This window comes from Leclercia sp. Marseille-Q4284 (assembly GCF_916618945.1).
Taxonomy (GTDB): Bacteria; Pseudomonadota; Gammaproteobacteria; order Enterobacterales; family Enterobacteriaceae; genus Enterobacter; species Enterobacter tamurae.
Genome location: NZ_CAKAKG010000002.1, coordinates 1,220,634 through 1,244,319 on the forward strand (window position 1 = coordinate 1,220,634; position 23,686 = coordinate 1,244,319).

General features: G+C 57.4%; 17 protein-coding genes. 14 read left to right on the forward strand and 3 right to left on the reverse strand.

The window, feature by feature from the left end:
• Positions 1 to 163 precede the first annotated feature (163 nt).
• The 5 genes from LG383_RS20520 (at position 164) to gntU (ending at position 5,107) form a co-directional block, all read left to right on the forward strand.
• Positions 164 to 1,201 (forward strand): oxidoreductase, encoded by a 1,038-nt coding sequence (locus LG383_RS20520; RefSeq protein WP_225760050.1) that lies wholly within the window; start codon positions 164 to 166, stop codon positions 1,199 to 1,201.
• Between the two features lie 123 nt (positions 1,202 to 1,324).
• Positions 1,325 to 2,020, forward strand: a complete 696-nt coding sequence (locus LG383_RS20525) for a pirin family protein (protein WP_106995237.1) — start codon at positions 1,325 to 1,327, stop codon at positions 2,018 to 2,020.
• 93 nt (positions 2,021 to 2,113) lie between these two features.
• Entirely contained in the window at positions 2,114 to 3,109 is a 996-nt protein-coding gene (gntR, locus tag LG383_RS20530) for a gluconate operon transcriptional repressor GntR (RefSeq protein ID WP_106995236.1), read from the forward strand.
• Positions 3,110 to 3,235: 126 nt separating this feature from the next.
• Positions 3,236 to 3,763 carry a gluconokinase gene (gene gntK / locus LG383_RS20535; protein WP_039032525.1) on the forward strand — a complete coding sequence of 176 codons (528 nt, stop codon included), beginning with the start codon at positions 3,236 to 3,238 and terminating at the stop codon, positions 3,761 to 3,763.
• A gap of 3 nt (positions 3,764 to 3,766) precedes the next feature.
• Entirely contained in the window at positions 3,767 to 5,107 is a 1,341-nt protein-coding gene (gntU, locus tag LG383_RS20540; RefSeq protein ID WP_225760051.1) for a gluconate transporter, read from the forward strand.
• A 194-nt stretch (positions 5,108 to 5,301) separates the two neighbouring features.
• Here the strand turns inward: gntU and LG383_RS20545 are convergent, their stop codons facing one another.
• A complete protein-coding gene (locus tag LG383_RS20545; RefSeq protein ID WP_032614883.1) occupies positions 5,302 to 5,895 on the reverse strand; it encodes a YhgN family NAAT transporter in 594 nt (197 codons plus the stop codon).
• Between the two features lie 177 nt (positions 5,896 to 6,072).
• Here LG383_RS20545 and asd point away from each other — a divergent pair, with 177 nt between their 5' ends.
• The 6 genes from asd to glgP all read left to right on the forward strand — a co-directional run bounded on the left by asd (position 6,073) and on the right by glgP (position 16,799).
• A complete protein-coding gene (gene asd, locus LG383_RS20550) occupies positions 6,073 to 7,176 on the forward strand; it encodes an aspartate-semialdehyde dehydrogenase (RefSeq protein ID WP_106995234.1) in 1,104 nt (367 codons plus the stop codon).
• Positions 7,177 to 7,425: 249 nt separating this feature from the next.
• Positions 7,426 to 9,612: a 1,4-alpha-glucan branching enzyme gene (gene glgB, locus LG383_RS20555; protein WP_106995233.1), complete on the forward strand. Its 2,187-nt coding sequence runs from the start codon at positions 7,426 to 7,428 to the stop codon at positions 9,610 to 9,612.
• Positions 9,609 to 11,585: a glycogen debranching protein GlgX gene (glgX, locus tag LG383_RS20560; protein WP_225760052.1), complete on the forward strand. Its 1,977-nt coding sequence runs from the start codon at positions 9,609 to 9,611 to the stop codon at positions 11,583 to 11,585. Before glgB ends, glgX begins: the two co-directional genes overlap by 4 nt.
• Positions 11,586 to 11,603: 18 nt before the next feature.
• A complete protein-coding gene (gene glgC / locus LG383_RS20565) occupies positions 11,604 to 12,899 on the forward strand; it encodes a glucose-1-phosphate adenylyltransferase (RefSeq protein ID WP_106995231.1) in 1,296 nt (431 codons plus the stop codon).
• Complete coding sequence (gene glgA / locus LG383_RS20570; RefSeq protein ID WP_225760053.1) at positions 12,899 to 14,332, forward strand: glycogen synthase GlgA; 1,434 nt, start codon at positions 12,899 to 12,901, stop codon at positions 14,330 to 14,332. Before glgC ends, glgA begins: the two co-directional genes overlap by 1 nt.
• A gap of 19 nt (positions 14,333 to 14,351) precedes the next feature.
• Positions 14,352 to 16,799, forward strand: coding sequence for a glycogen phosphorylase (gene glgP / locus LG383_RS20575; RefSeq protein ID WP_106995229.1), 2,448 nt, complete (start codon positions 14,352 to 14,354; stop codon positions 16,797 to 16,799).
• Positions 16,800 to 16,917: 118 nt separating this feature from the next.
• Here glgP and glpD read toward each other — a convergent pair whose 3' ends face one another.
• Positions 16,918 to 18,426: a glycerol-3-phosphate dehydrogenase gene (gene glpD / locus LG383_RS20580; protein ID WP_225760054.1), complete on the reverse strand. Its 1,509-nt coding sequence runs from the start codon at positions 18,424 to 18,426 to the stop codon at positions 16,918 to 16,920.
• A gap of 207 nt (positions 18,427 to 18,633) precedes the next feature.
• Here glpD and glpE point away from each other — a divergent pair, with 207 nt between their 5' ends.
• From glpE to LG383_RS20595, 3 genes are read left to right on the forward strand one after another with little or no spacing between them, the layout of a single operon-like run.
• Positions 18,634 to 18,963 (forward strand): thiosulfate sulfurtransferase GlpE, encoded by a 330-nt coding sequence (gene glpE / locus LG383_RS20585; RefSeq protein WP_225760055.1) that lies wholly within the window; start codon positions 18,634 to 18,636, stop codon positions 18,961 to 18,963.
• A 44-nt stretch (positions 18,964 to 19,007) separates the two neighbouring features.
• Entirely contained in the window at positions 19,008 to 19,838 is an 831-nt protein-coding gene (gene glpG, locus LG383_RS20590) for a rhomboid family intramembrane serine protease GlpG (RefSeq protein WP_225760056.1), read from the forward strand.
• An 18-nt stretch (positions 19,839 to 19,856) separates the two neighbouring features.
• Positions 19,857 to 20,615: a DeoR/GlpR family transcriptional regulator gene (locus LG383_RS20595; RefSeq protein ID WP_106995225.1), complete on the forward strand. Its 759-nt coding sequence runs from the start codon at positions 19,857 to 19,859 to the stop codon at positions 20,613 to 20,615.
• A gap of 128 nt (positions 20,616 to 20,743) precedes the next feature.
• On the opposite strand, the gene malT is transcribed toward LG383_RS20595, so the two are convergent.
• Positions 20,744 to 23,449 carry an HTH-type transcriptional regulator MalT gene (gene malT / locus LG383_RS20600; protein WP_225760057.1) on the reverse strand — a complete coding sequence of 902 codons (2,706 nt, stop codon included), beginning with the start codon at positions 23,447 to 23,449 and terminating at the stop codon, positions 20,744 to 20,746.
• Positions 23,450 to 23,686 lie beyond the last annotated feature (237 nt).

Genomic DNA, 23,686 nt, shown 5'->3' on the forward strand with positions numbered 1-23,686 from the left:
CGCGACTCCTTTCGCGAGCAGGGGGATTTGGCCGTCTTCTTATCCTGGTAATTTCACCCAGGATCAAGCTTTCGACCGCCATTTTAGGATTCGTTATAGAAATATATTTCGCCGCCAGGTTGCGCTATGGTTGAAAGCAGAGACCTAAGCCAGGAAAACCACTATGACACTACACTGCGCATTTATTGGATTTGGCAAAAGCACCACCCGCTATCACCTTCCGTACGTTCTCACCCGTAAAGCCAGCTGGCATGTGGCGCACATCTTCCGCCGCCACCCGAAGCCGGAAGAGCACTCACCGCAGTACTCCCATATTCATTTCACCAGCGATCTCGATGAGGTGCTGAACGACCCTGAGGTCAAGCTGGTGATCGTCTGCACGCACGCCGACAGCCACTTTGAGTATGCAAAACGCGCCCTGGAAGCCGGGAAAAACGTGCTGGTGGAAAAGCCCTTCACCCCGACGATGGCCGAGGCGAAAGAGCTGTTCGAACTGGCCCGCAGCAAAGGGCTGACCGTCAGCCCTTACCAAAACCGTCGCTTTGATACCTGCTTCCTGACCGCTAAACAGGCGATTGAGAGCGGCAGGCTGGGCGAGATCGTCGAGTTCGAAAGCCACTTCGATTACTACCGCCCGGTGGCAGAGACCAAACCCGGCCTGCCGCAGGATGGCTCTTTCTATGGCCTGGGTGTGCACACTATGGATCAGGTCATCAGCCTGTTCGGCCGTCCGGACCATGTGGCGTACGACATCCGCAGCCTGCGCAATAAAGCCAACCCGGACGATACCTTTGAAGCTCAGCTGTTCTACGGGGACCTGAAGGCGATCGTCAAAACCAGCCATCTGGTAAAAACCGACTACCCGAAATTCATCGTCCATGGCACCAGAGGCTCGTTTATCAAGTACGGCATCGACCAGCAGGAGACCAGCCTGAAGGCCAACATCATGCCGGGTGAACCAGGCTTTGCGGCGGATGAGTCCGTGGGCGTGCTGGAGTACGTCAACGACGCGGGAGTGACGCTAAAAGAGGAGATCAAACCGGGCACCGGCGACTACGGCCAGGTCTACGATGCGCTCTATGAGACCCTCACAAAAGGTACCCCTAATTACGTCAAGGAAATTGAAGTGATGACCAACCTGGAAATCCTTGAACGGGCCTTTGAACAGGCCTCACCTGCCACGGTAACCCTTGCCAGATAAGCCTGAAAGACTCCTCTGTGCTTGTTCAGATATTTTGAACAGAGGAGTCAATTTTCACCCTCTATGATCCCAGGTCGATTGCGTCCACACTTACTCCATCGAAACGAACTGAGGGTAAAAACAATGATCTTCTTACGCAAAGCAAACGACCGCGGTCACGCAAATCATGGTTGGCTGGACTCATGGCATAGCTTCTCGTTTGCCGATTATTACGACCCGAACTTTATGGGTTTCTCGGCACTGCGAGTCATTAATGATGACGTGATCGATGCCGGTCAGGGCTTTGGTACCCACCCGCATAAAGACATGGAAATCCTGACCTATGTGCTGGAAGGCGCTGTTGAGCACCAGGACAGCATGGGCAACAAAGAGCAGGTTCCAGCGGGTGAGTTCCAGATTATGACGGCGGGTACCGGGGTGCGTCACTCCGAATACAACCCAAGCAAAACCGACCGTCTGCGTCTGTACCAGATCTGGATCATTCCGGAAGAAAAAGGCATTACCCCGCGCTACGAGCAACGTCGTTTTGACGCCGAGCAGGGGAAACAGCTGGTACTGTCACCGGATGCCCGTGACGGCTCGCTGAAAGTGCACCAGGACATGGAGCTTTACCGTTGGGCGCTGGCGAAAGACGAGCAGTCTGTGCATCAGATCGCCGCGAACCGCAAAGTGTGGATCCAGGTGGTGAAAGGCGAAGTGACCATCAACGGCACCAAAGCGACCACCAGCGATGGCCTGGCCATCTGGGATGAGCAGGCGATCTCCGTGCATGCCGACAGCGCCGCTGAGATTCTGCTGTTCGACCTGCCGCCGGTCTAAATAAATAACCAGCCTTCCCCATTCCCAGGGGAAGGTTGGCCTTTGTCCGTGATAAACTGAGGGAATCTATCACTACCGGTTTCTCTCAGGACGATGAAAAAGAAAAGACCCGTACTTCAGGATGTAGCCGATCGCGTCGGTGTGACTAAAATGACGGTCAGCCGTTTCTTACGTAACCCGGAACAGGTTTCCGTGGCGTTACGTGGCAAGATTGCCGCTGCTCTTGATGAACTGGGTTATATCCCCAACCGCGCCCCCGATATTCTCTCCAATGCCACCAGCCGTGCGGTAGGCGTCCTGCTCCCCTCCTTAACCAACCAGGTCTTCGCGGAAGTGCTCCGCGGCATCGAAAGCGTCACCGATGCCTTTGGCTATCAGACCATGCTCGCTCACTACGGCTACAAACCGGAACTGGAAGAGGAACGTCTGGAGTCGATGCTTTCCTGGAACATCGACGGCCTGATCCTCACCGAACGCACCCATACCGCCCGCACGCTGAAGATGATCGAGGTGGCAGGTATTCCGGTGGTCGAGCTGATGGACAGCCAGTCGCCCTGCCTCGACATCGCCGTCGGGTTCGATAACTTCGAAGCTGCCCGCCAGATGACGGCGGCGATTATCGCCCGCGGTCATCGCCATATCGCCTATCTTGGCGCACGTCTGGATGAACGTACTATCATCAAACAGAAGGGATACGAGCAGGCGATGCTCGACGCCAACTTAACGCCCTACAGCGTGATGGTAGAGCAGTCCTCTTCCTACACCTCCGGCATTGAGCTGATGCGTCAGGCCCGTCGCGAGTACCCGCAGCTTGACGGCATCTTCTGTACCAACGATGACCTCGCGGTCGGCGCCGCCTTTGAGTGCCAGCGTCTGGGGCTTTCTATCCCGGGTGATATGGCGATTGCCGGTTTCCACGGCCACGACATCGGTCAGGTCATGGAACCGCGTCTGGCGAGCGTTCTGACGCCGCGTGAGCGCATGGGCCGTATCGGTGCAGAACGCCTGCTGGCGCGCATTCGTGGTGAGGCGGTGACGCCTAAGATGTTAGATTTAGGTTTCACATTGTCACCGGGTGGATCTATTTAGCCTGACAAATTTGAACTAGCTCACACTTATCCACTTCGCACACGTTTGGATATTGCTTCTCGTCAGCCCCGGCAGGACAATGTTACCGATAACTGTTACCCGTAACAATCGACTGAGGGACATACCTTGAGCACCACAAATCCAGATCACCACGTTTATGTCCTGATGGGCGTTTCCGGTAGCGGTAAATCTGCCGTTGCCAGCGAAGTGGCGCATCAAATCCATGCCGCGTTTCTTGATGGTGACTTTCTCCATCCGCGCAGCAACATCACCAAGATGGCCTCTGGCGAGCCGCTGAACGACGACGATCGTAAGCCGTGGCTGCAGGCTTTGAATGATGCCGCCTTTGCTATGCAGCGCACCAACAAAGTGTCGCTGATCGTCTGCTCCGCGCTGAAAAAGACCTACCGCGACCAGCTGCGTGAAGGCAACGCTAATCTCTCCTTTATCTACCTGAAGGGCGATTTCGATGTGATCGAAACCCGTCTGAAAGCGCGTAAAGGCCATTTCTTCAAAACCCAGATGCTGGTGACGCAGTTCGAAACCCTGCAGGAACCGGGCGCGGATGAAAGCGATGTCCTGGTCGTGGATATCGATCAGCCGCTGGACGGTGTTGTTGCCAGCACCATTGAGGTCATTAATAAAAGGCAGTAAGTTTTGAGTACGTTAACGCTTGTTTTAACAGCAGTCGGCTCCGTGCTGTTGCTGCTGTTTTTGGTGATGAAGGCCCGTATGCACGCCTTCGTTGCTTTGATGGTGGTATCTATTGGTGCAGGTCTCTTTTCCGGAATGCCCCTCGACAAAATCGCCGCGACCATGGAAAAGGGGATGGGGGGCACGCTAGGCTTCCTGGCCATTGTCGTCGCCCTTGGCGCGATGTTTGGCAAAATCCTGCATGAAACCGGCGCGGTCGATCAGATTGCCGTCAAAATGTTGAAATCATTCGGCCATAGCCGGGCGCACTATGCGATTGGTCTGGCCGGTCTGATCTGCGCCCTGCCGCTGTTCTTTGAAGTGGCGGTGGTGCTGCTGATTAGCGTGGCCTTCTCTATGGCGCGCCATACCGGTACTAACCTGGTGAAGCTGGTTATTCCTCTGTTTGCCGGTGTGGCAGCGGCGGCGGCCTTTCTGCTGCCAGGGCCTGCGCCGATGCTGCTGGCTTCCCAGATGCACGCTGACTTCGGCTGGATGATCCTGATTGGTCTCTGCGCCGCGATCCCGGGCATGCTGATCGCCGGTCCGCTGTGGGGCAATTTTATCAGCCGTTACGTTGAGCTGCACATTCCTGACGACATCACCGAGCCGCACCTGGGCGAGGGCAAAATGCCGTCGTTTGGCTTTAGCCTCGCGCTGATCCTGCTTCCGCTGGTGCTGGTAGGGCTGAAAACTATCGCTGCGCGCTTTGTGCCGGTCGGTTCAAGCGCTTACGAGTGGTTTGAGTTTATCGGCCATCCGTTCACCGCGATTTTGGTCGCCTGTCTGGTTGCCATTTATGGCCTGGCGATGCGTCAGGGTATGGCGAAGGATCGGGTGATGGAGATCTGCGGCGCGGCGCTGCAACCGGCAGGGATTATTCTGCTGGTGATCGGTGCGGGCGGGGTGTTCAAGCAGGTGCTGGTGGATTCCGGCGTCGGCCCGGCACTGGGCGAAGCGCTGACCGGAATGGGCCTGCCAATTGCGATCACCTGTTTCGTGCTGGCTGCGGCGGTGCGTATCATTCAGGGCTCCGCGACCGTAGCCTGTTTAACCGCCGTCGGGCTGGTGATGCCGGTGATTGAGCAGTTGAATTACTCCGGCGCGCAGATGGCAGCGCTGTCTATCTGTATCGCGGGTGGGTCGATTGTGGTGTCCCACGTCAACGATGCGGGCTTCTGGCTGTTCGGTAAATTCACCGGCGCCAGCGAAGCGCAAACCCTCAAGACCTGGACGATGATGGAAACCATCCTCGGCACCACCGGGGCGATTGTCGGGATGATTGCGTTTACGCTGCTGAGCTAGCAGCAGTGCCCGGCGGCGCGTTGCTTGCCGGGCCTACAAAACCTCGAACCGTAGGCCGGGTAAGGCGTAGCCGCCACCCGGCATGGCTGGGGGCTGGGAAGTCTGTGCGGCCTGATGCCCTCACCCCGGCCCTCTCCCACAGGGAGAGGGTGCAAACATTAAAAAAGGCAACTGCGTTGCCTTTTTGCGTTTACCTAGCCCTTCATCCATGCCCTGATCCCATCCAGGAACATCTGCGTTGCCATCATCACCAGAATCAATCCCATCAGCCGCTCCAGCGCATTGACCCCTTTCTCCCCCAGCAGGCGTAAAAACAGCGACGACTGCAGCAGGATGATAAAGGTCCCGCCCCAGGCAATCAGCAGGGCAATCACCAGATGGCTCATCTGGTTCGGATACTGGTGCGACAGCAGCATCAGCGTCGCCAGAATGGTCGGCCCGGCGACCAGCGGGATCGCCAGCGGCACAATAAACGGCTCTTCACCCGCAGGCAGGCCGCTGCTGCTCCCTTCGCTGCTCGGGAAAATCATTTTGATGGCAATCAGGAACAGAATAATCCCGCCGGAAATGGAGACCGTTTCAGCGCGTAAATTCAGGAACGCGAGGATTTTCTCGCCGGCAAACAGGAAGATAAACATTACCAGCAGGGCGATGAGCAACTCGCGGATCATGATCGCCCGACGGCGCTTCGGCTCGGTGTGCTTCAGCACCGACATGAAAATAGGCAGGTTTCCGAGTGGATCCATAATTAGGATCAATAAAACAGCGGCGGAAATGATTTCACTCATCGTAGATTATCCCTGATACTTGTATGGTTATCCCGATGATTAGCTCTTTTTCTGATAGCCGGGCAATCATCGATTAATTTCGCTTGCGACTTTGGCAGCATTTTGTAATGTGAAGCATATCCCAGTTCAATACTGGCTTGCATAAACAGCACACACCCTCTGCAGGAAAAAAATGCTATGAAAAACGTTGGTTTTATCGGCTGGCGCGGTATGGTCGGCTCTGTACTCATGCAACGCATGGTTGAAGAGCGCGATTTCGACGCTATCCGCCCGGTCTTCTTCTCCACTTCCCAGCTCGGCCAGGCTGCACCGTCCTTTGGTGGTACCACAGGCACGTTGCAGGATGCTTACGATCTGGAAGCGTTGAAGGCGCTGGACATTATTGTCACCTGCCAGGGCGGCGATTATACCAACGAAATTTACCCAAAGCTTCGTGAAAGCGGCTGGCAGGGCTACTGGATTGACGCGGCCTCTTCGCTGCGCATGAAAGACGATGCGATCATCATTCTTGACCCGGTTAACCAGGACGTCATCACGCACGGCCTGAATAACGGCGTGAAAACCTTCGTTGGCGGTAACTGTACGGTCAGCCTGATGCTGATGTCGCTGGGCGGTCTGTTTGCCCAGGATCTGGTGGAGTGGGTTTCTGTCGCCACCTACCAGGCGGCATCCGGCGGCGGTGCGCGTCATATGCGCGAGCTGCTGACCCAGATGGGCCAGCTGCAGCACAGCGTGGCAGAAGAGCTGGCCAATCCGGCGTCCGCTATTCTCGATATCGAGCGTAAAGTCACTCAGCTGACCCGCAGCGGCGAGCTGCCGGTGGATAACTTCGGCGTACCCCTGGCCGGTGGCCTGATCCCGTGGATCGACAAGCAGCTGGACAACGGCCAGACCCGCGAAGAGTGGAAAGGCCAGGCCGAGACCAACAAAATCCTGCGTACCTCTTCGGTGATCCCGGTTGACGGTCTGTGCGTGCGCATCGGCGCGCTGCGCTGCCACAGCCAGGCATTCACAATTAAAATGAAAAAAGATGTATCCATACAAACTGTGGAGGAATTGCTCGCGTCGCATAACCCGTGGGCAAAAGTCATCCCTAACGACCGCGACATCACCATGCGTGAACTGACCCCGGCTGCGGTCACCGGCACATTATCTACCCCTGTAGGACGCCTGCGTAAACTAAATATGGGGCCGGAGTACCTTTCCGCCTTTACCGTCGGCGACCAGCTTTTGTGGGGTGCCGCCGAGCCGCTGCGCCGGATGCTACGCCAACTGGCGTAATAAATACTTAATACTTAGGGGTGATTTATCACCCCTTTTTTTGCGTACTAAAGGACGAAAACGCAAATGATTCATTATTTTTCGGGAGTCATATAAAGCGTTGGCTATGCTTTATGCGGGATGTCACATATTCCGCCTGGAGGTTGGATGGAACAGAGAGGATGCACAAGGTGCTGTTCCGTTCAGGTCACATTAAGGTCGTACCCGGTGCGCGAGAGGGGCGGCAACTAGAAAAACAGGATGAATACCATGTCCGTTCGTATTGATAGAGACGTGATTAATGCGCTTATTGCGGGTCACTTTGCGGATCCATTTTCTGTACTTGGCATGCACCGCACTGACGCTGGACTGGAAGTCCGGGCACTGCTACCTGACGCGACGGAAGTGTGGGTCATCGAACCCAAAACCGGTCGCAAGGTCGGTAAACTCGAATGTATTGATTCACGCGGCTTCTTCGCTGGCGTGATGGCCCGCCGTAAAAATGTCTTCCGTTATCAGCTCGCCGTCATCTGGCATGGCCAGCAAAACCTGATCGACGATCCCTATCGCTTCGGTCCGCTGTTGCAGGATATGGATGCCTGGCTGCTGTCGGAAGGGACGCACCTGCGTCCTTATGAGACGCTCGGTGCCCACGCCGATACCATGGACGGCGTGACCGGCACCCGCTTTACCGTCTGGGCACCGAATGCCCGCCGTGTCTCTGTAGTGGGGCAGTTCAACTACTGGGATGGCCGTCGCCACCCGATGCGCCTGCGTGGCGAGACCGGCATCTGGGAGCTGTTTATCCCCGGAGCGCAAAACGGCCAGCTGTACAAATACGAGCTGATCGATGCCCACGGCAAGCTGCGGATCAAAGCTGACCCCTATGCCTTCGAAGCGCAGATGCGCCCGGAAACCGCATCACTCATTTGTGGTCTGCCGGAGAAGGTTGCCCAGAGCGAAGAGCGCATCCGGGCCAACCAGTTCGATATGCCGATCTCCATTTATGAAGTCCATCTTGGCTCCTGGCGTCGTCATACCGATAACAACTTCTGGCTCAGCTACCGGGAGCTGGCCGACCAGCTGATCCCGTATGTGAAATGGATGGGCTTTACCCATCTGGAGCTGCTGCCAATTAACGAACACCCGTTTGACGGCAGCTGGGGCTATCAGCCGACCGGCATGTATGCCCCGACCCGCCGCTTCGGCACCCGGGATGACTTCCGTTACTTTATCAACGCCGCCCACGCCGCCGGGCTGAATGTGATCCTCGACTGGGTGCCGGGCCACTTCCCGTCCGATGACTTTGGTCTGGCGGAGTTCGATGGCACCAACCTGTATGAGCACAGCGATCCGCGCGAAGGCTATCATCAGGACTGGAACACCCTGATCTACAACTATGGCCGTCGGGAAGTGACCAACTATCTGGTGGGCAACGCGCTCTACTGGATCGAGCGTTTCGGTATTGATGCCCTGCGCGTGGACGCCGTCGCCTCGATGATCTACCGCGACTACAGCCGCAAAGAGGGGGAGTGGATCCCGAACGAATTCGGCGGGCGTGAAAACCTCGAAGCTATTGAGTTCCTGCGTAATACCAACCGCATTCTCGGCGAGCAGACGCCGGGCGCGGTGACAATGGCGGAAGAGTCCACGGACTTCCCGGGCGTCTCCCGACCACCTTCGATGGGCGGCCTCGGCTTCTGGTTCAAGTGGAACCTCGGCTGGATGCACGACACCCTGGATTACATGAAGCTGGATCCGGTCCATCGCCAGTTCCATCACAACAAACTGACCTTCGGGATGCTCTACAACAGCACCGAAAACTTTGTTCTGCCGCTCTCCCACGACGAAGTGGTCCACGGCAAAAAATCGATTCTCGACCGCATGCCGGGCGACGCCTGGCAGAAGTTTGCCAACCTGCGTGCCTACTACGGCTGGATGTTCGCCTTCCCAGGCAAAAAACTGCTGTTTATGGGCAACGAGTTCGCCCAGGGCCGCGAGTGGAACCACGACACCAGCCTCGACTGGAACCTGCTGGAAGGGGGCGATAACTGGCACCACGGCGTGCAACGCCTGGTCCGCGACCTTAACCATACCTATCGCCACCACAAGGCCCTGCACGAGCTGGACTTTGACGACTACGGCTTCGAGTGGCTGGTGGTGGACGACAACGAGCGCTCGGTGCTGATCTTTGTCCGTCGTGACAAGGCGGGCAACGAAATCATCGTCGCCAGTAACTTCACCCCGGTCACGCGTCATCACTACCGTTTCGGCATCAATCAGCCAGGCAAATGGCGTGAAGTGCTGAATACCGACTCCATGCATTACCACGGCAGCAACGCGGGCAATGGCGGGCTGGTGCAGAGTGATGAGCAGGAGAGCCATGGTCGACCACAGTCCCTGAGCCTCACTCTGCCGCCGCTCTCCACCATCTGGCTGGTGCGGGAGGGGGAATGACGCAGCTCGCTGCAGGTAACCCGGCCCCGCTCGGCGCACGCTATGACGGCAAAGGGGTGAACTTCACCCTCTTTTCCGCCCATGCGGATCGGGTTGAACTCTGCGTGTTTGACGGCAAAGGCATTGAACACCGCTACGATCTGGTGGCCCGCAGTGGCGATATCTGGCATGGCTACCTTGAACATGCCAGACCCGGCACGCGGTATGGCTTCCGGGTTCATGGGCAGTGGGATCCGGCAAAAGGGCTGTTCTTTAACCCGGCCAAACTGCTGCTCGACCCCTGCGCGTATCAGGTCGAGGGCACGCTGGACGATGACGTCCTGCTGCATGCCGGCAAACATACTCCCGATCACCGGGACAGTGCCGCGGTGGCGCCCAAAAGCGTGGTGGTCTGCGACGACCGTTATGACTGGGAAGAGGACGCTGCCCCCAATATTCCCTGGGGCAGGACGGTTATCTATGAGGCCCACGTTAAGGGGCTGACGTATCTGCACCCCGGCATTCCGGAGGAGATCCGCGGCACCTACCGGGCGCTCGGTCATCCGGTGATGATTGCCTATTTTAAGCATCTCGGGATCACCGCCCTGGAATTATTACCGGTAGCCCATTTCGCCTCCGAGCCGCGTTTGCAGCGCCTCGGTCTGAGCAATTACTGGGGCTACAACCCGATGGCCATGTTTGCCCTCGATCCGCGCTACGCCTCGCATCCCGAGCAGGCGCGGGATGAGTTTCGTGATGCGGTGAAGGCGCTGCACGAAGCGGGTATTGAGGTCATTCTGGATATCGTGCTGAACCACAGCGCGGAACTGGATCTGGAAGGCCCGACGTTCTCCCTGCGCGGAATTGATAACCCTAGCTATTATTGGTTAAGGGAAGATGGTGATTACCACAACTGGACCGGCTGCGGTAACACGCTCAACCTCAGCCATCCGGCGGTGACGCAATATGCGTATGAATGCCTGAAGTACTGGGTGGAGACGTTCCATATCGACGGCTTTCGTTTTGACCTGGCGTCAGTGATGGGGCGCACACCGGAATACAGCCAGCAGGCGCCGCTGTTTGAGGCGATTAAGAACTGCCCGCTGCTGTCGGGCGTGAAGCTGATTGCAGAGCCCTGGGATATCGGCCCTGGCGGCTATCAGGTGGGGAATTTCCCGCCGCTGTTTGCCGAGTGGAACGACCACTATCGTGATGCCGTGCGCCGCTTCTGGCTGGCGCGGGATCTGTCACTCGGTCAGTTTGCCGGGCGTTTCGCCGCTTCCAGCGATCTGTTCAGGCGCAACGGGCGACTGCCCTCCGCGTCGATCAACCTGGTCACCGCACACGATGGGTTCACCCTGCGTGACTGCGTTTGTTTCAATCAGAAACACAATGAAGCCAATGGCGAAGAAAATCGTGACGGTACCTTCAATAACCACAGTTTTAACCATGGTATAGAAGGATTAAGTGGCAATCTGAATGTGATTGAGCGACGCCGCGCCAGCGTGCACGCGCTGCTCACCACGCTGCTTTTGTCGCAAGGAACGCCGATGTTGCTGGCAGGCGATGAACATGGCCACAGCCAGCACGGCAACAACAATGCTTATTGCCAGGATAACCCGTTAACCTGGCTGGACTGGCAACAGGCCAACAGTGGATTAGCCGACTTTACCGCTGCGCTGATCCATCTGCGTCAGCAGATCCCGGCGCTCACCCTGAATCAGTGGTGGGAAGAGGGCGACGGCAATGTTCGCTGGTTGAATAAAAAGGCGCAACCGTTGGAAGCGCGTGAGTGGCAAAGCGGCGTGCCGTGCCTGCAAATCCTGCTTTCGGATAGCTGGCTTATCACGCTTAACGCCACAGATGAGGTCGCAGAAATAGTTTTACCCGAAGGGGAGTGGCGGGCTATCCCCCCATTTGCCGGAGAGGATAATCCGGTCGTTATGACTGCCTGGCATGGGCCTGCGCACGGTGTATGTGTATTCCAGAGATGATAATAAAAGGAGTTGATCATGGTTAGGTTAGATAAGAACGACCCTCTAATGTTGGCGCGCCAGCTGCCATTAAAATCTGTTGCCCTGATTCTGGCTGGCGGCCGCGGTACCCGATTAAAAGATTTAACCATTAAGCGCGCCAAGCCCGCCGTTCACTTCGGCGGTAAATTCCGTATTATCGATTTTGCCCTGTCAAACTGCCTGAATTCAGGCATTCGCCGTATTGGCGTGATCACCCAGTACCAGTCACACACCCTGGTGCAGCATATTCAGCGCGGCTGGTCGTTCTTCAGTGAGGAGATGAACGAGTTTGTCGACCTGTTACCTGCCCAACAGCGCGTTCACGGTGAAAACTGGTACCGCGGCACTGCCGATGCGGTGACGCAAAACCTCGATATCATTCGTCGCTACGACGCCGAGTACGTGGTGATCCTCGCCGGGGACCACATCTACAAGCAGGACTACTCGCGCATGCTCATCGACCACGTCGAAAAAGGGGCGCGCTGCACCGTGGCCTGTATGCCAGTGCCCGTTGCTGAAGCGACGGCCTTTGGCGTAATGGCGGTAGACGAAAACGACAAAGTGATCGAGTTCGTTGAAAAACCGGCGAACCCGCCATCAATGCCAGGGGATGACACCAAAGCGCTGGCCAGTATGGGTATCTATGTCTTTGATGCAGATTACCTTTACCAGCTGCTGGAAGAAGACGACAAGGATGAAAAATCCAGCCACGACTTCGGCAAAGATATCATCCCGAAAATCACCAAATCTGGCATGGCCTATGCACACCCGTTCCCATTGTCCTGCGTGCAGTCCGATCCAAATTCAGAACCTTACTGGCGCGATGTTGGCACCCTGGAGGCGTACTGGAAAGCGAACCTCGATCTGGCGTCGGTAACCCCTGAACTGGATATGTACGACCATAACTGGCCGATCCGTACCCATATGGAATCGCTGCCGCCAGCAAAATTTGTCCAGGACCGCTCGGGCAGCCACGGCATGACGCTGAACTCGCTGGTCTCCGGCGGGTGCATTATCTCGGGCTCGGTGGTGGTGCAGTCGGTGCTGTTCCCGCGCGTGCGGGTGAACTCCTTCTGCAATATTGATTCGTCAGTATTGTTACCCGACGTCTGGGTTGGCCGCTCGTGCCGCCTGCGTCGTTGCGTTATCGACCGTGCCTGCATCATTCCGGAAGGCATGGTAATTGGAGAAAATGCGGAAGAGGACGCGCGCCGTTTCTACCGCTCAGAAGAAGGCATCGTGCTGGTTACGCGTGAAATGCTGCGTAAACTGCAGATCAAACAGGAGCGATGATGCAGGTTTTACACGTTTGTTCTGAGATGTTCCCGTTGCTGAAAACCGGCGGGTTAGCGGATGTGATTGGTGCGCTACCGGCGGCGCAAATTGCCGGTGGGGTCGATACTCGCGTGCTGTTACCCGCTTTTCCCGATATTCGTCGCGGCATCCCTGACGCCCAGATTGTCAGCCGCCGCGATACCTTTGCCGGGCGCATCACATTACTGTTTGGTCACTACAATGGCGTGGGCATCTACCTGATTGACGCACCGCATCTGTATGACCGCCCAGGGAGCCCGTACCACGACACCAACTTATTTGCCTATACCGATAACGTGCTGCGTTTCGCGCTGCTCGGCTGGGTCGGGGCGGAGATGGCCTCCGGGCTGGATCCGTTCTGGCGCCCGGATATAGTGCATGCCCACGACTGGCACGCCGGGCTCGCACCCGCGTACCTGGCGGCGCGTGGCCATCCGGCAAAATCGGTCTTTACCGTGCACAACCTGGCCTATCAGGGGCTCTATTTAGCCAAACATATGGATGACATCGAACTGCCATGGTCGTTCTTTAATATTCATGGGCTGGAGTTCAACGGGCAGATTTCGTTCCTGAAAGCCGGGCTGTATTACGCGGATCACATTACCGCCGTCAGCCCGACCTACGCGCGGGAGATCACCGAGCCGCAGTTTGGCTACGGCATGGAGGGGCTGCTCGCGCAACGTCAACGGGAAGGGCGCCTGTCGGGCATTCTCAACGGCGTGGATGAAAAAATCTGGAGTCCGGAGACCGATCTGCTGCTGGGCGCACGCTACAACCGTGATTCCGTGGAAGATAAGGCCGAGAACAAACGTCAGCTGCAGGTCGCCATGGGGCTGAAGGTCAACGACAAGGTGCCGCTGTTTGCGGTGGTGAGCCGTCTGACCAGCCAGAAAGGGCTGGATCTGGTGCTGGAGGCGCTGCCGGGCCTGCTGGAGCAGGGCGGGCAGCTGGCGCTGCTGGGCGCGGGCGATCCGGTATTGCAGGAGGGCTTCCTCGCGGCGGCCGCCGAGCATCCGGGCCAGGTTGGGGTGCAGATTGGCTATCACGAAGCCTTCTCGCACCGCATCATGGCGGGTGCCGACGTTATCCTGGTGCCGAGTCGTTTTGAGCCCTGCGGCTTAACCCAGCTGTATGGCCTGAAGTACGGCACGCTGCCGCTGGTGCGGCGTACTGGCGGGCTGGCGGATACCGTATCCGACACCTCGCTGGAGAACCTGGCAGACGGAATCGCCAGCGGATTTGTCTTTGAGGACAGTAATGCCTGGTCGCTGTTACGCGCGATTCGTCGTGCCTTTGTATTGTGGTCTCGTCCTTCTTTGTGGCGTTTTGTTCAGCGCCAGGCGATGGCCATGGATTTTAGCTGGCAAGTTGCGGCGCAGTCCTACCGCGATCTTTATCAACGCTTGATGTAACAATGCTGGAATCAGAGATATGAATGCACCTTTTTCCTATGCGTCTCCCACGGTGAGCATTGAGGCGTTAAAGCACTCGATCGCTTACAAGCTGATGTTCACCATCGGCAAAGATCCGGTGATTGCCAACAAACACGAATGGCTCAACGCCACCCTGTTTGCGGTACGCGACCGGCTGGTTGAGCGCTGGCTGCGCTCTAACCGCGCCCAGCTCTCACAGGAGACCCGTCAGGTTTACTATCTGTCGATGGAGTTTTTGATTGGCCGTACCCTCTCCAATGCCCTGTTGTCGCTCGGTATCTATGACGACGTCAAAACCGCGCTGGAAGAGATGGGGCTGGATTTAGAAGAGCTGATTGACGAAGAGAACGACCCCGGCTTAGGTAACGGCGGTCTTGGTCGCCTGGCGGCCTGCTTCCTCGATTCGCTGGCGACCCTCGCCCTGCCGGGACGTGGCTACGGTATTCGCTACGATTACGGCATGTTCAAACAGAACATCGTCGATGGACGGCAGAAAGAGTCCCCGGACTACTGGCTCGAGTACGGTAACCCGTGGGAGTTCAAGCGCCACAACACCCGCTATAAGGTCCGCTTCGGTGGCCGTATCCAGCAGGAAGGTAAAAAAATCCGCTGGGTCGAAACCGAAGAGATCCTCGCCGTGGCCTACGACCAGATTATCCCCGGCTACGACACCGACGCGACCAACACGCTGCGTCTGTGGAATGCCCAGGCCAGTAGCGCGATTAACCTCGGTAAATTCAACCAGGGCGACTACTTCGCGGCGGTGGAAGACAAAAACCACTCCGAGAACGTCTCCCGCGTGCTGTACCCGGATGACTCGACCTATTCCGGGCGTGAGCTGCGTCTGCGTCAGGAGTACTTCCTGGTCTCGGCGACTATCCAGGATATCCTGAGCCGCCACTACCAGCTGCACAAAACCTACGCCAACCTCGCGGAAAAAACCGCGATCCACCTCAACGACACCCACCCGGTGCTGTCGATCCCGGAACTGATGCGCGTGCTGATCGACGAGCACAAATTCAGCTGGGACGAGGCGTTCGAGGTGACCTGCCAGGTCTTCTCTTACACCAACCACACCTTGATGAGCGAAGCGCTGGAAACCTGGCCGGTGGACATGCTCGGCAAAATCCTGCCGCGCCACCTGCAGATCATCTTTGAAATTAACGACTTCTTCCTGAAAACGTTGCAGGAGCAATATCCGCACGACACCGGTCTGCTGAGCCGCACCTCCATCATTGAAGAGTCCAACGGCCGCCGGGTACGCATGGCGTGGCTGGCGGTGGTGATCAGCCACAAGGTCAACGGCGTGTCGGAGCTGCACTCCAACCTGATGGTGCAGTCGCTGTTTGCCGACTTCGCCAAAATCTTCCCGATGCGCTTCTGCAACGTGACCAACGGCGTGACGCCACGTCGCTGGCTGGCGCTGGCGAACCAGCCGCTCTCTGAGGTGCTGGACGAGAATATCGGCCGCAACTGGCGTACCGATTTAAGCCAGCTGAGCGAGCTTGAACAGCACTCTGACTTCCCGACGGTAAATAAAGCGGTACGTGATGCCAAGCTGCTGAACAAAAAGCGGCTGGCGGTGTGGATGGCGCTGCACCTGAACGTGGTGGCCAACCCGAAAGCGCTGTTCGACGTGCAGATCAAACGTATCCATGAGTACAAACGTCAGCTGATGAACGTGCTGCACGTGATCACCCGCTACAACCGCATCAAGGCCGATCCTGATGCCGACTGGGTGCCGCGCGTGAACATCTTCGCCGGTAAAGCCGCCTCGGCGTACTACATGGCGAAGCACATCATTCACCTGATCAACGACGTGGCGAAGGTGATCAACAACGATCCGCAGATTGGTGACAAGCTGAAGGTCGTCTTTATCCCGAACTACAGCGTAAGTCTGGCCCAGCTGATCATCCCGGCTGCCGATCTCTCCGAGCAGATCTCCACCGCGGGCACTGAAGCCTCCGGCACCAGTAACATGAAATTTGCCCTTAACGGCGCGCTGACCATCGGCACGCTGGATGGCGCGAATGTCGAGATGCTGGAGCATGTGGGCGAAGAGAATATCTTCATCTTCGGTAACACCACGGAAGAGGTTGAAGCGCTGCGTGCCAAAGGCTACTCGCCACGGGATTATTACGAGCAGGATGAAGAGCTGCGTCAGGTGCTGACCCAGATCGGCACCGGCCTGTTCAATCCGGATGAGCCTGGCCGCTATCGCGACCTGGTGGATTCGCTGATTAACTTCGGGGACCACTACCAGGTGCTGGCGGACTACCGCAGCTATGTGGACTGTCAGGACAGGGTTGATGAGCTGTATCGCAAGCCGGAAGAGTGGACCACCAAAGCGATGCACAACATCGCCAACATGGGTTACTTCTCGTCAGACAGAACCATCAAAGAGTATGCCGACACCATCTGGCATATTGATCCGGTGCGGTTGTAAAAGGATCGGTGCGGTCTGATGCCCTCACCCCAACCCTCTCCCACGGGGAGAGGGTGCAAACACAAAAAACGGTAACATGCGTTACCGTTTTGCTTTTACCTCCGCCACCCGGCTTTTTTCACGATGCCAGCGACAGCTCACGCTTTCCCGCAAGCTGGGCCAGCCACAGCGCCACGCGGGACTCCTGCTCCGCATTCAGCCACATTCCCTGCTTAGTACGACGCCACAGCGCATCGTCCGCGCGGCGTACCCACTCGTGGTCGACTAAATAGCGCAACTCCGCCTCGTAGAACTCGTGACCGAAATGCTCCCCCAGATCGCTGAGATCCTTCGCGTCACGCAGGATCAGCTCACTGTTGCTACCGTAGGTGCGGGCAAAGTGCCGGGCCATGGCTTCGCTGATAAACGGATAGCGACGGCGCAATTTCGCCGCGTAGTCATCGCGGTTGCCGCCGATATCACCGCCGGGCAGCACTGCGCCTTTGGTCCACGCCGGGCCGATCCCCTGATAGAACGGAGCCAGTTTTTCCATCGCATGCTCAGCCAGCTTACGATAGGTGGTCAGCTTGCCGCCAAACACCGACAGCAGCGGCGCCTTGCCGTGGTCATCGTGAATATCAAGGGTGTAATCACGGGTGATGGCCTGCGGTGAGTCGGACTCGTCATCGCACAGCGGACGCACCCCGGAGTAACTCCAGACCACATCGTCACGCCCCAGCGTTTTCTTAAAGTGGGCGTTATAGACCTTCAGCAGATAGCTGATTTCGTTCTCGTCGATCTCGACATTTTTCGGATCGCCTTTGTACTCCACGTCGGTGGTGCCGATGATAGAGAACTCATCCATCCACGGGATCACAAACACGATGCGCTTATCTTCGTTTTGCAGGATATAGGCCTGCTTCTGGGTATGCACCCGCGGCACCACAATATGGCTGCCTTTGATCAGGCGAATGCCATACGGCGACGGGAGCTGCATCCCCTGGTCAAAGAACTGCTTCACCCACGGGCCGGTGGCGTTCACCAGACCACGCGCCTGCCAGCTGAAACGCTCGCCGGTATCAATATCTTCGGCCTCGACGATCCACAGCCCGTTTTCGCGACGCGCGGAGACCGCGCGGGTGCGGGTTTTCACCTCACCGCCTTTGCGTTCAACCATTTGCGCGTTAGCGAGCACCAGGCGGGCATCGTCTACCCAGCAGTCGGAATATTCGAATCCGCGCACGATCTCAGGCTTCAGCACCGAGTCTGCGCCAAAACGCACACCGGCAGAGGCGGGCAGGCTGGTGCGTTTACCCAGGTGATCGTACATAAACAGACCGATGCGGATCATCCAGGCCGGACGCAGATGCGGGCGGTGCGGCAGACGAAAACGCATCGGGGTAGCGATATGGGGAGCCATTTTCAACAGCACTTCACGCTCGGCCAGCGCTTCACTGACCAGGCGGAACTCGTAATGCTCCAGATAACGCAGGCCACCGTGGATCAGCTTAGAGCTGGCGGAGGAGGTGGCGCAGGCGAGATCCTGCGCTTCCAGCATCAGGACAGATAAGCCGCGGCCGGCAGCGTCCGCCGCAATGCCCGCCCCGTTAATTCCGCCACCGATAACAATCAGATCTTTGGTTTCCATTGTATCCTCACGCACTTTCGTTAAAGCTCAAAAATGTTCGATATCGCTCATATTAGCAAAGGAAATGGATTTTAGTAACATCAAAAAAACAATTTTGAGTGATACAGCTAACATAATGGCGTTTACCCGCCGCCAGGACGTACACTAGCCGATAATATAGTGAGGGCATCAGGCCGCACTGCACCTGAATAAACAACAGAGAGCACTATGGAACAATTTGAATGTATTAACGTAGAAGAAGCCCATCAGAAGATGCACCAGGGACTGGCAGTGCTGGTGGATATCCGCGATCCGCAAAGTTTTACGATGGGCCATACGCCGGGCGCGTTTCACCTGACCAACGCCTCCCTGAGTGAATTTATGCGCGATAACGACTTCGAGACCCCGGTGATGGTGATGTGCTATCACGGCAACAGCAGCAAAGGCGCGGCGCAATACCTGCTCCAGCAGGGCTTTGAAGCGGTCTACAGCGTGGACGGTGGGTTCGATGCCTGGCACCGTCATTTCCCGGCAGAAGTCGAGCACGCCGGCATTTAGGATATATACTGTCCCCTTTTGTGTGGAATAAGCGACTGTCGCCGATGCTGATGATTACCTCTTTTACCAACCCGCGCGTCGCCCAGGCGTTTGTCGACTACATGGCGACGCAGGGTGTTATCCTCACCATTCAACAACATAACCAGACCGACGTCTGGCTGGCGGATGAAAGCCAGGCTTCACGGGTTAACGCCGAGCTGGCGCGTTTTCTGGAAAACCCCGGTGATGCGCGCTATCTGGCGGCAAGCTGGCAGTCCGGCCATACCGGCAGCGGACTGCATTACCAGCGCTTTCCTTTCCTGGCCACCCTGCGCGAACGCGCGGGTCCGTTCACCCTGGTGTTAATGGTGGCCTGTATCCTGGTCTTCATTCTGATGAGTGTGGTGGGCGATCAGCAGATGATGCTGATGCTGGCCTGGCCGTATGACGCCTCCGTTGAGTTCGAATTCTGGCGCTACTTCACCCACGCGCTGATGCACTTCTCGATTATGCATATCCTCTTTAACCTGCTGTGGTGGTGGTATCTCGGCGGGGCGGTGGAGAAACGGCTCGGCAGCGGCAAGCTCATCGTCCTCACCCTTATTAGCGCGTTGCTCAGCGGCTTTATCCAGCATAAATTTGGCGGCCCGTGGTTTGGCGGCCTCTCCGGCGTGGTCTACGCCCTGATGGGCTATGTCTGGCTGCGCGGCGAGCGCGATCCGCAGAGTGGGATTTACCTGCAGCGCGGGTTAATGGCCTTTGCGTTAATCTGGATTATTGCCGGATGGTTTGATCTGTTCGGAATGGCGATTGCCAACGGTGCCCACGTGGCCGGACTGGCGGTCGGGCTGGCGATGGCGTTTGCCGATACGCTACATGCGCGAAAACGAACATAATTCTGGCAGGGAACTCTGATGAAACAAACACAACGTCATGACGCCATTATTGATCTGGTGAAAAAGCAGGGATACGTCAGCACCGAAGAGCTGGTGGAGCAGTTTGCCGTCAGCCCGCAGACCATCCGTCGGGACCTCAACGATCTGGCCGACCAGAACCGCATTCTGCGCCACCACGGCGGCGCGGCGCTGCCGTCCAGCTCGGTGAATACCCCCTGGCACGATCGCAAGGCGACGCAGACCTCTGAGAAGGAGCGCATTGCCCGCAAGGTGGCGAGCCAGATCCCGAACGGCGCGACGCTGTTTATCGACATCGGCACCACGCCGGAAGCGGTGGCCCATGCCCTGCTGAACCATGAGAACCTGCGGGTTGTCACCAACAACCTTAACGTGGCCACCACCCTGATGCAGAAAGAGGATTTTCGCATCATCCTGGCAGGCGGCGAGCTGCGCAGCCGTGACGGCGGCATTATTGGCGAAGCGACCCTCGACTTTATCTCCCAGTTCCGCCTCGACTTCGGCATTCTCGGCATCAGCGGCATCGATACCGACGGTTCACTGCTGGAGTTTGACTATCATGAAGTGCGCACCAAGCGGGCGATCATTGAGAACTCGCGCCACGTGATGCTGGTGGTGGATCACTCGAAGTTTGGCCGTAACGCGATGGTCAATATGGGCAGCATCAGCATGGTGAACGCGGTCTATACCGACGTGATGCCGCCAGCGGGTGTGTTGAAAGTCATTAAAGATAATAACTTGCAGTTAGAATTGTGCTGAATTCATGTCGGGTGGCGCTGCGCTTACCCGACCTACAAAACCGTAGGCCCGGCAAGCGTAGCGCCGCCGGGCAATGAATGGCAACAAAACCGTAGGCCCGTGCAAGCGCAGCGCCGCCGGGCAATGAATTACACCCCGTACCCCATCATCTTCAACAGCTGTTGCGCATGCAGCACCGCATCCTGACGGTGGGCGACGCCCAGCTTCTGATACAGATTGCGGATATGCGTTTTGATGGTGGTGGCCGCCACGGCCAGCTCACCGGCAATCTGCTCGTTGCTGTAACCTGAGTAGATCAGCCCCAGCACCTGCCACTCACGCTGGGTCAGCGGGCTGGTGCGGATCAGTTCCGGCACTTCCGGATGGGTCAGCAGACGCTCCACGAAGGTCTCATCGAAATGGGCAAACTTGTGGCGGTGATGCTGGTTAATCTCCCGCAGGATGCGCTGGGCGCGATGCTGGTCCAGCTCCGGCAGGGTGTTGAGCTGAATCAACTGGCGCAGCTGCTGCGCCATGGTCTCGCCTTCAATCACAAAGTGGCTGATAAAGCCGGTGCGGTTCGCCAGCTGCAGCGCTTCCAGCAGCACGCGCTGGGCGTCATTTTTGCGACCGGACTGCCAGTAAAGCTGGTTATGCAGCAGCAGGTTGCGGTTCACATCGCTCATCAGACGCAGGCTGCGGGCATTTTCATTTAACTCTTCCAGCACCATCTCGGCCGGTTCAAATTCGCCTAACAGGATCTGCGCCCGGGCAATGTTGCGCCACTGGCTCTGCAGGAAGTGGTTATTGGCAAACTCCGGCTTCGGCGTCTGGCGCAGCCAGTTGGCCGCCGATTTTTTGTCGCCGGTCATCTGCCAGTAAATCACCCGTACCTTATCGGCATTGGATACCCAGTCGCTGTGATACTGACCGTTGCCGAGCAGGTTCTCCAGACGGTTAAGGTGGTTACGGGCGTTGTCCAGATCGCCGCGTGCCAGCGAGCACTGCACCAGCAGGCCCAGACACTGCAGCTGCTGCTGCGGCTGATAGGTGGAGAGCACGTTCACCCCATGACGGGCGGTGGTTTCCGCTTCGTCCAGTCGGGCCCATGCCCACAGCAACTGAGCGCGAATGCGCAGCAGGAACTCGTGCATCGGCAGCTGTTCCAGGTGCTGATCGCGGATCAGGGTGAAGGCTTTCTCCTGGGTCTCCCAGGCGGCCTGCAGGAATCCCTGGGCAAACAAAATTTCGCTCTGCTGGATCAGGCTCCAGAGGGCGTAATGCCAGACGTCATGGCGGCGCGCCATCTGTTCCGTCTGCTGCATCAGCGACAGGGAGCGGGTAAGGTCGCCCTTACAGTGCAGCACTTCGCCATGCACCGAGGTGGCGACGATACGGCTGTAGAAGTTCGCCAGCGGCAGCGCCTCCAGCGCACCCAGGGCCAGGCGCTGAGCCTCTTCCGGGTTGCCGTCGTTGATGGCCACCTGCGCGCGCAGGGCGTTGAATTCGCCGTGCAGGGCGGCATCCATCTCGCCTTTCATCTCCTGCTCGGCGCGGGCCAGCAGGGTATTCACTTCGCTGTAGCGGTGCTGGCTCTGCATCAGCCAGGCCTGCAGCAGCACCAGACGCGGGTTCTCCAGCAGGCTCTCCCACGGCAGGGCTTTTAATGACTCCTCCAGCAGGGCCAGCTCGCTGTGGTTAAACAGGCTCCAGGCGTGATTGAGCAGAATATCGCGCAGCATATGGGCATCGCCCGCTGCCAGAGCGTGGTGAATGGCCTCGCTCGGGAAGCCCTGCGCCATCCAGCTCTCCGCGGCGGCGCGGTGGATTTCCGGTAATTCGGTGGCCAGCTCCCACTGACAGCGCTGGCGCAGGAAGCTGCCAAACAGCGGGTGGTAGCTGAACCATTCGCCGGAGTCGTCCATGCGCTGCAGGAACAACCCCTGACGCTCGATCTCTTCCAGACGCATCTGGCCGTTATCTTCCCCGGTGACGCGCACGATCAGCGCATCGTTCATCGAGCGCAGCAGGGAGCTTTTCAGCAGGAACTGACGGGTGGATTGATCAACGCTGTCGAGCACCTCATCCACCAGATAATCGGAGAGATGGCTGGCATTGATCCCCGACAGGCGACGGGCAGATTGCTGCGTCGAGTTGTTGTTATGCCGGGCCGACAGGGCAATCAGCTGCAGGGCGGTCGCCCAGCCTGCCACGTCGTCGCATAGGCGGCTGCTCTCAGCCACCTCGATAGGGGATTTCAGGCGGCAGTCAAAGAACTGCTTTGCCTCCTGATGGGTAAAGGAGAGCTGTTGGCTGCCCACTTCCAGCAGCTGATCGCGCACCCGCAGGTTGGCAATGCCCAGCTGCGGCAGGTTGCGCGACAGGATCACCAGGGTCAGGTTTTCCGGCTGGTGGCGCAGGAAAAAGCGCATCGACTCGTGGATAACCGGGTTGGTGATCAGGTGGTAGTCATCAATCACCAGATAGAGCGGGCGATGCCATTCGGCCAGCTCGATAAACAGTTGCGAAAACAGGGAAGAGAGGCTGGCGTACTGGCGCTTTTGCACCATTACTTCGCTGGTCACACAGTGTCCGTTGGTCGCCTGCTGAATGGCGGCGATCAGATAGCTGGCAAAACGCTCCTGCTGGTTATCGCCCTCGTCGAGGGAGTACCAGCCGAGATCGGTCTTGCCGGAAGCCCACTGTGAAATGAGCGTGGTTTTACCGTAGCCTGCAGGGCTCGTTACCAGCGCCAGTCGAAAATTGTTCGCGCCGGAAAGTTTCGCCAGCAGGCGTTCGCGGACCACAGTATGGTCAAGACGAACCGGGCGACTTAATTTGGACGGAATCAACATAGGTTTCACTTCACTGTGTGGAAATCGAGATTTTTGATTTTTTTTGCGCTTCGTAATTAATCCTTATAAGGTCGGTCAGAAAGACTTTTATTGCAAGTTATGTCGGGGTTTTATGTCCCTTAATTTGCACTGGGTCACAAAAATATATGCAGGGGTAAGGGAACTTTTCCGATGGGCCTCGAAAGCGCATGGATACTGGGATGACGCGTTTCCAGGAGGTTAAGCATAAAAAGGAAC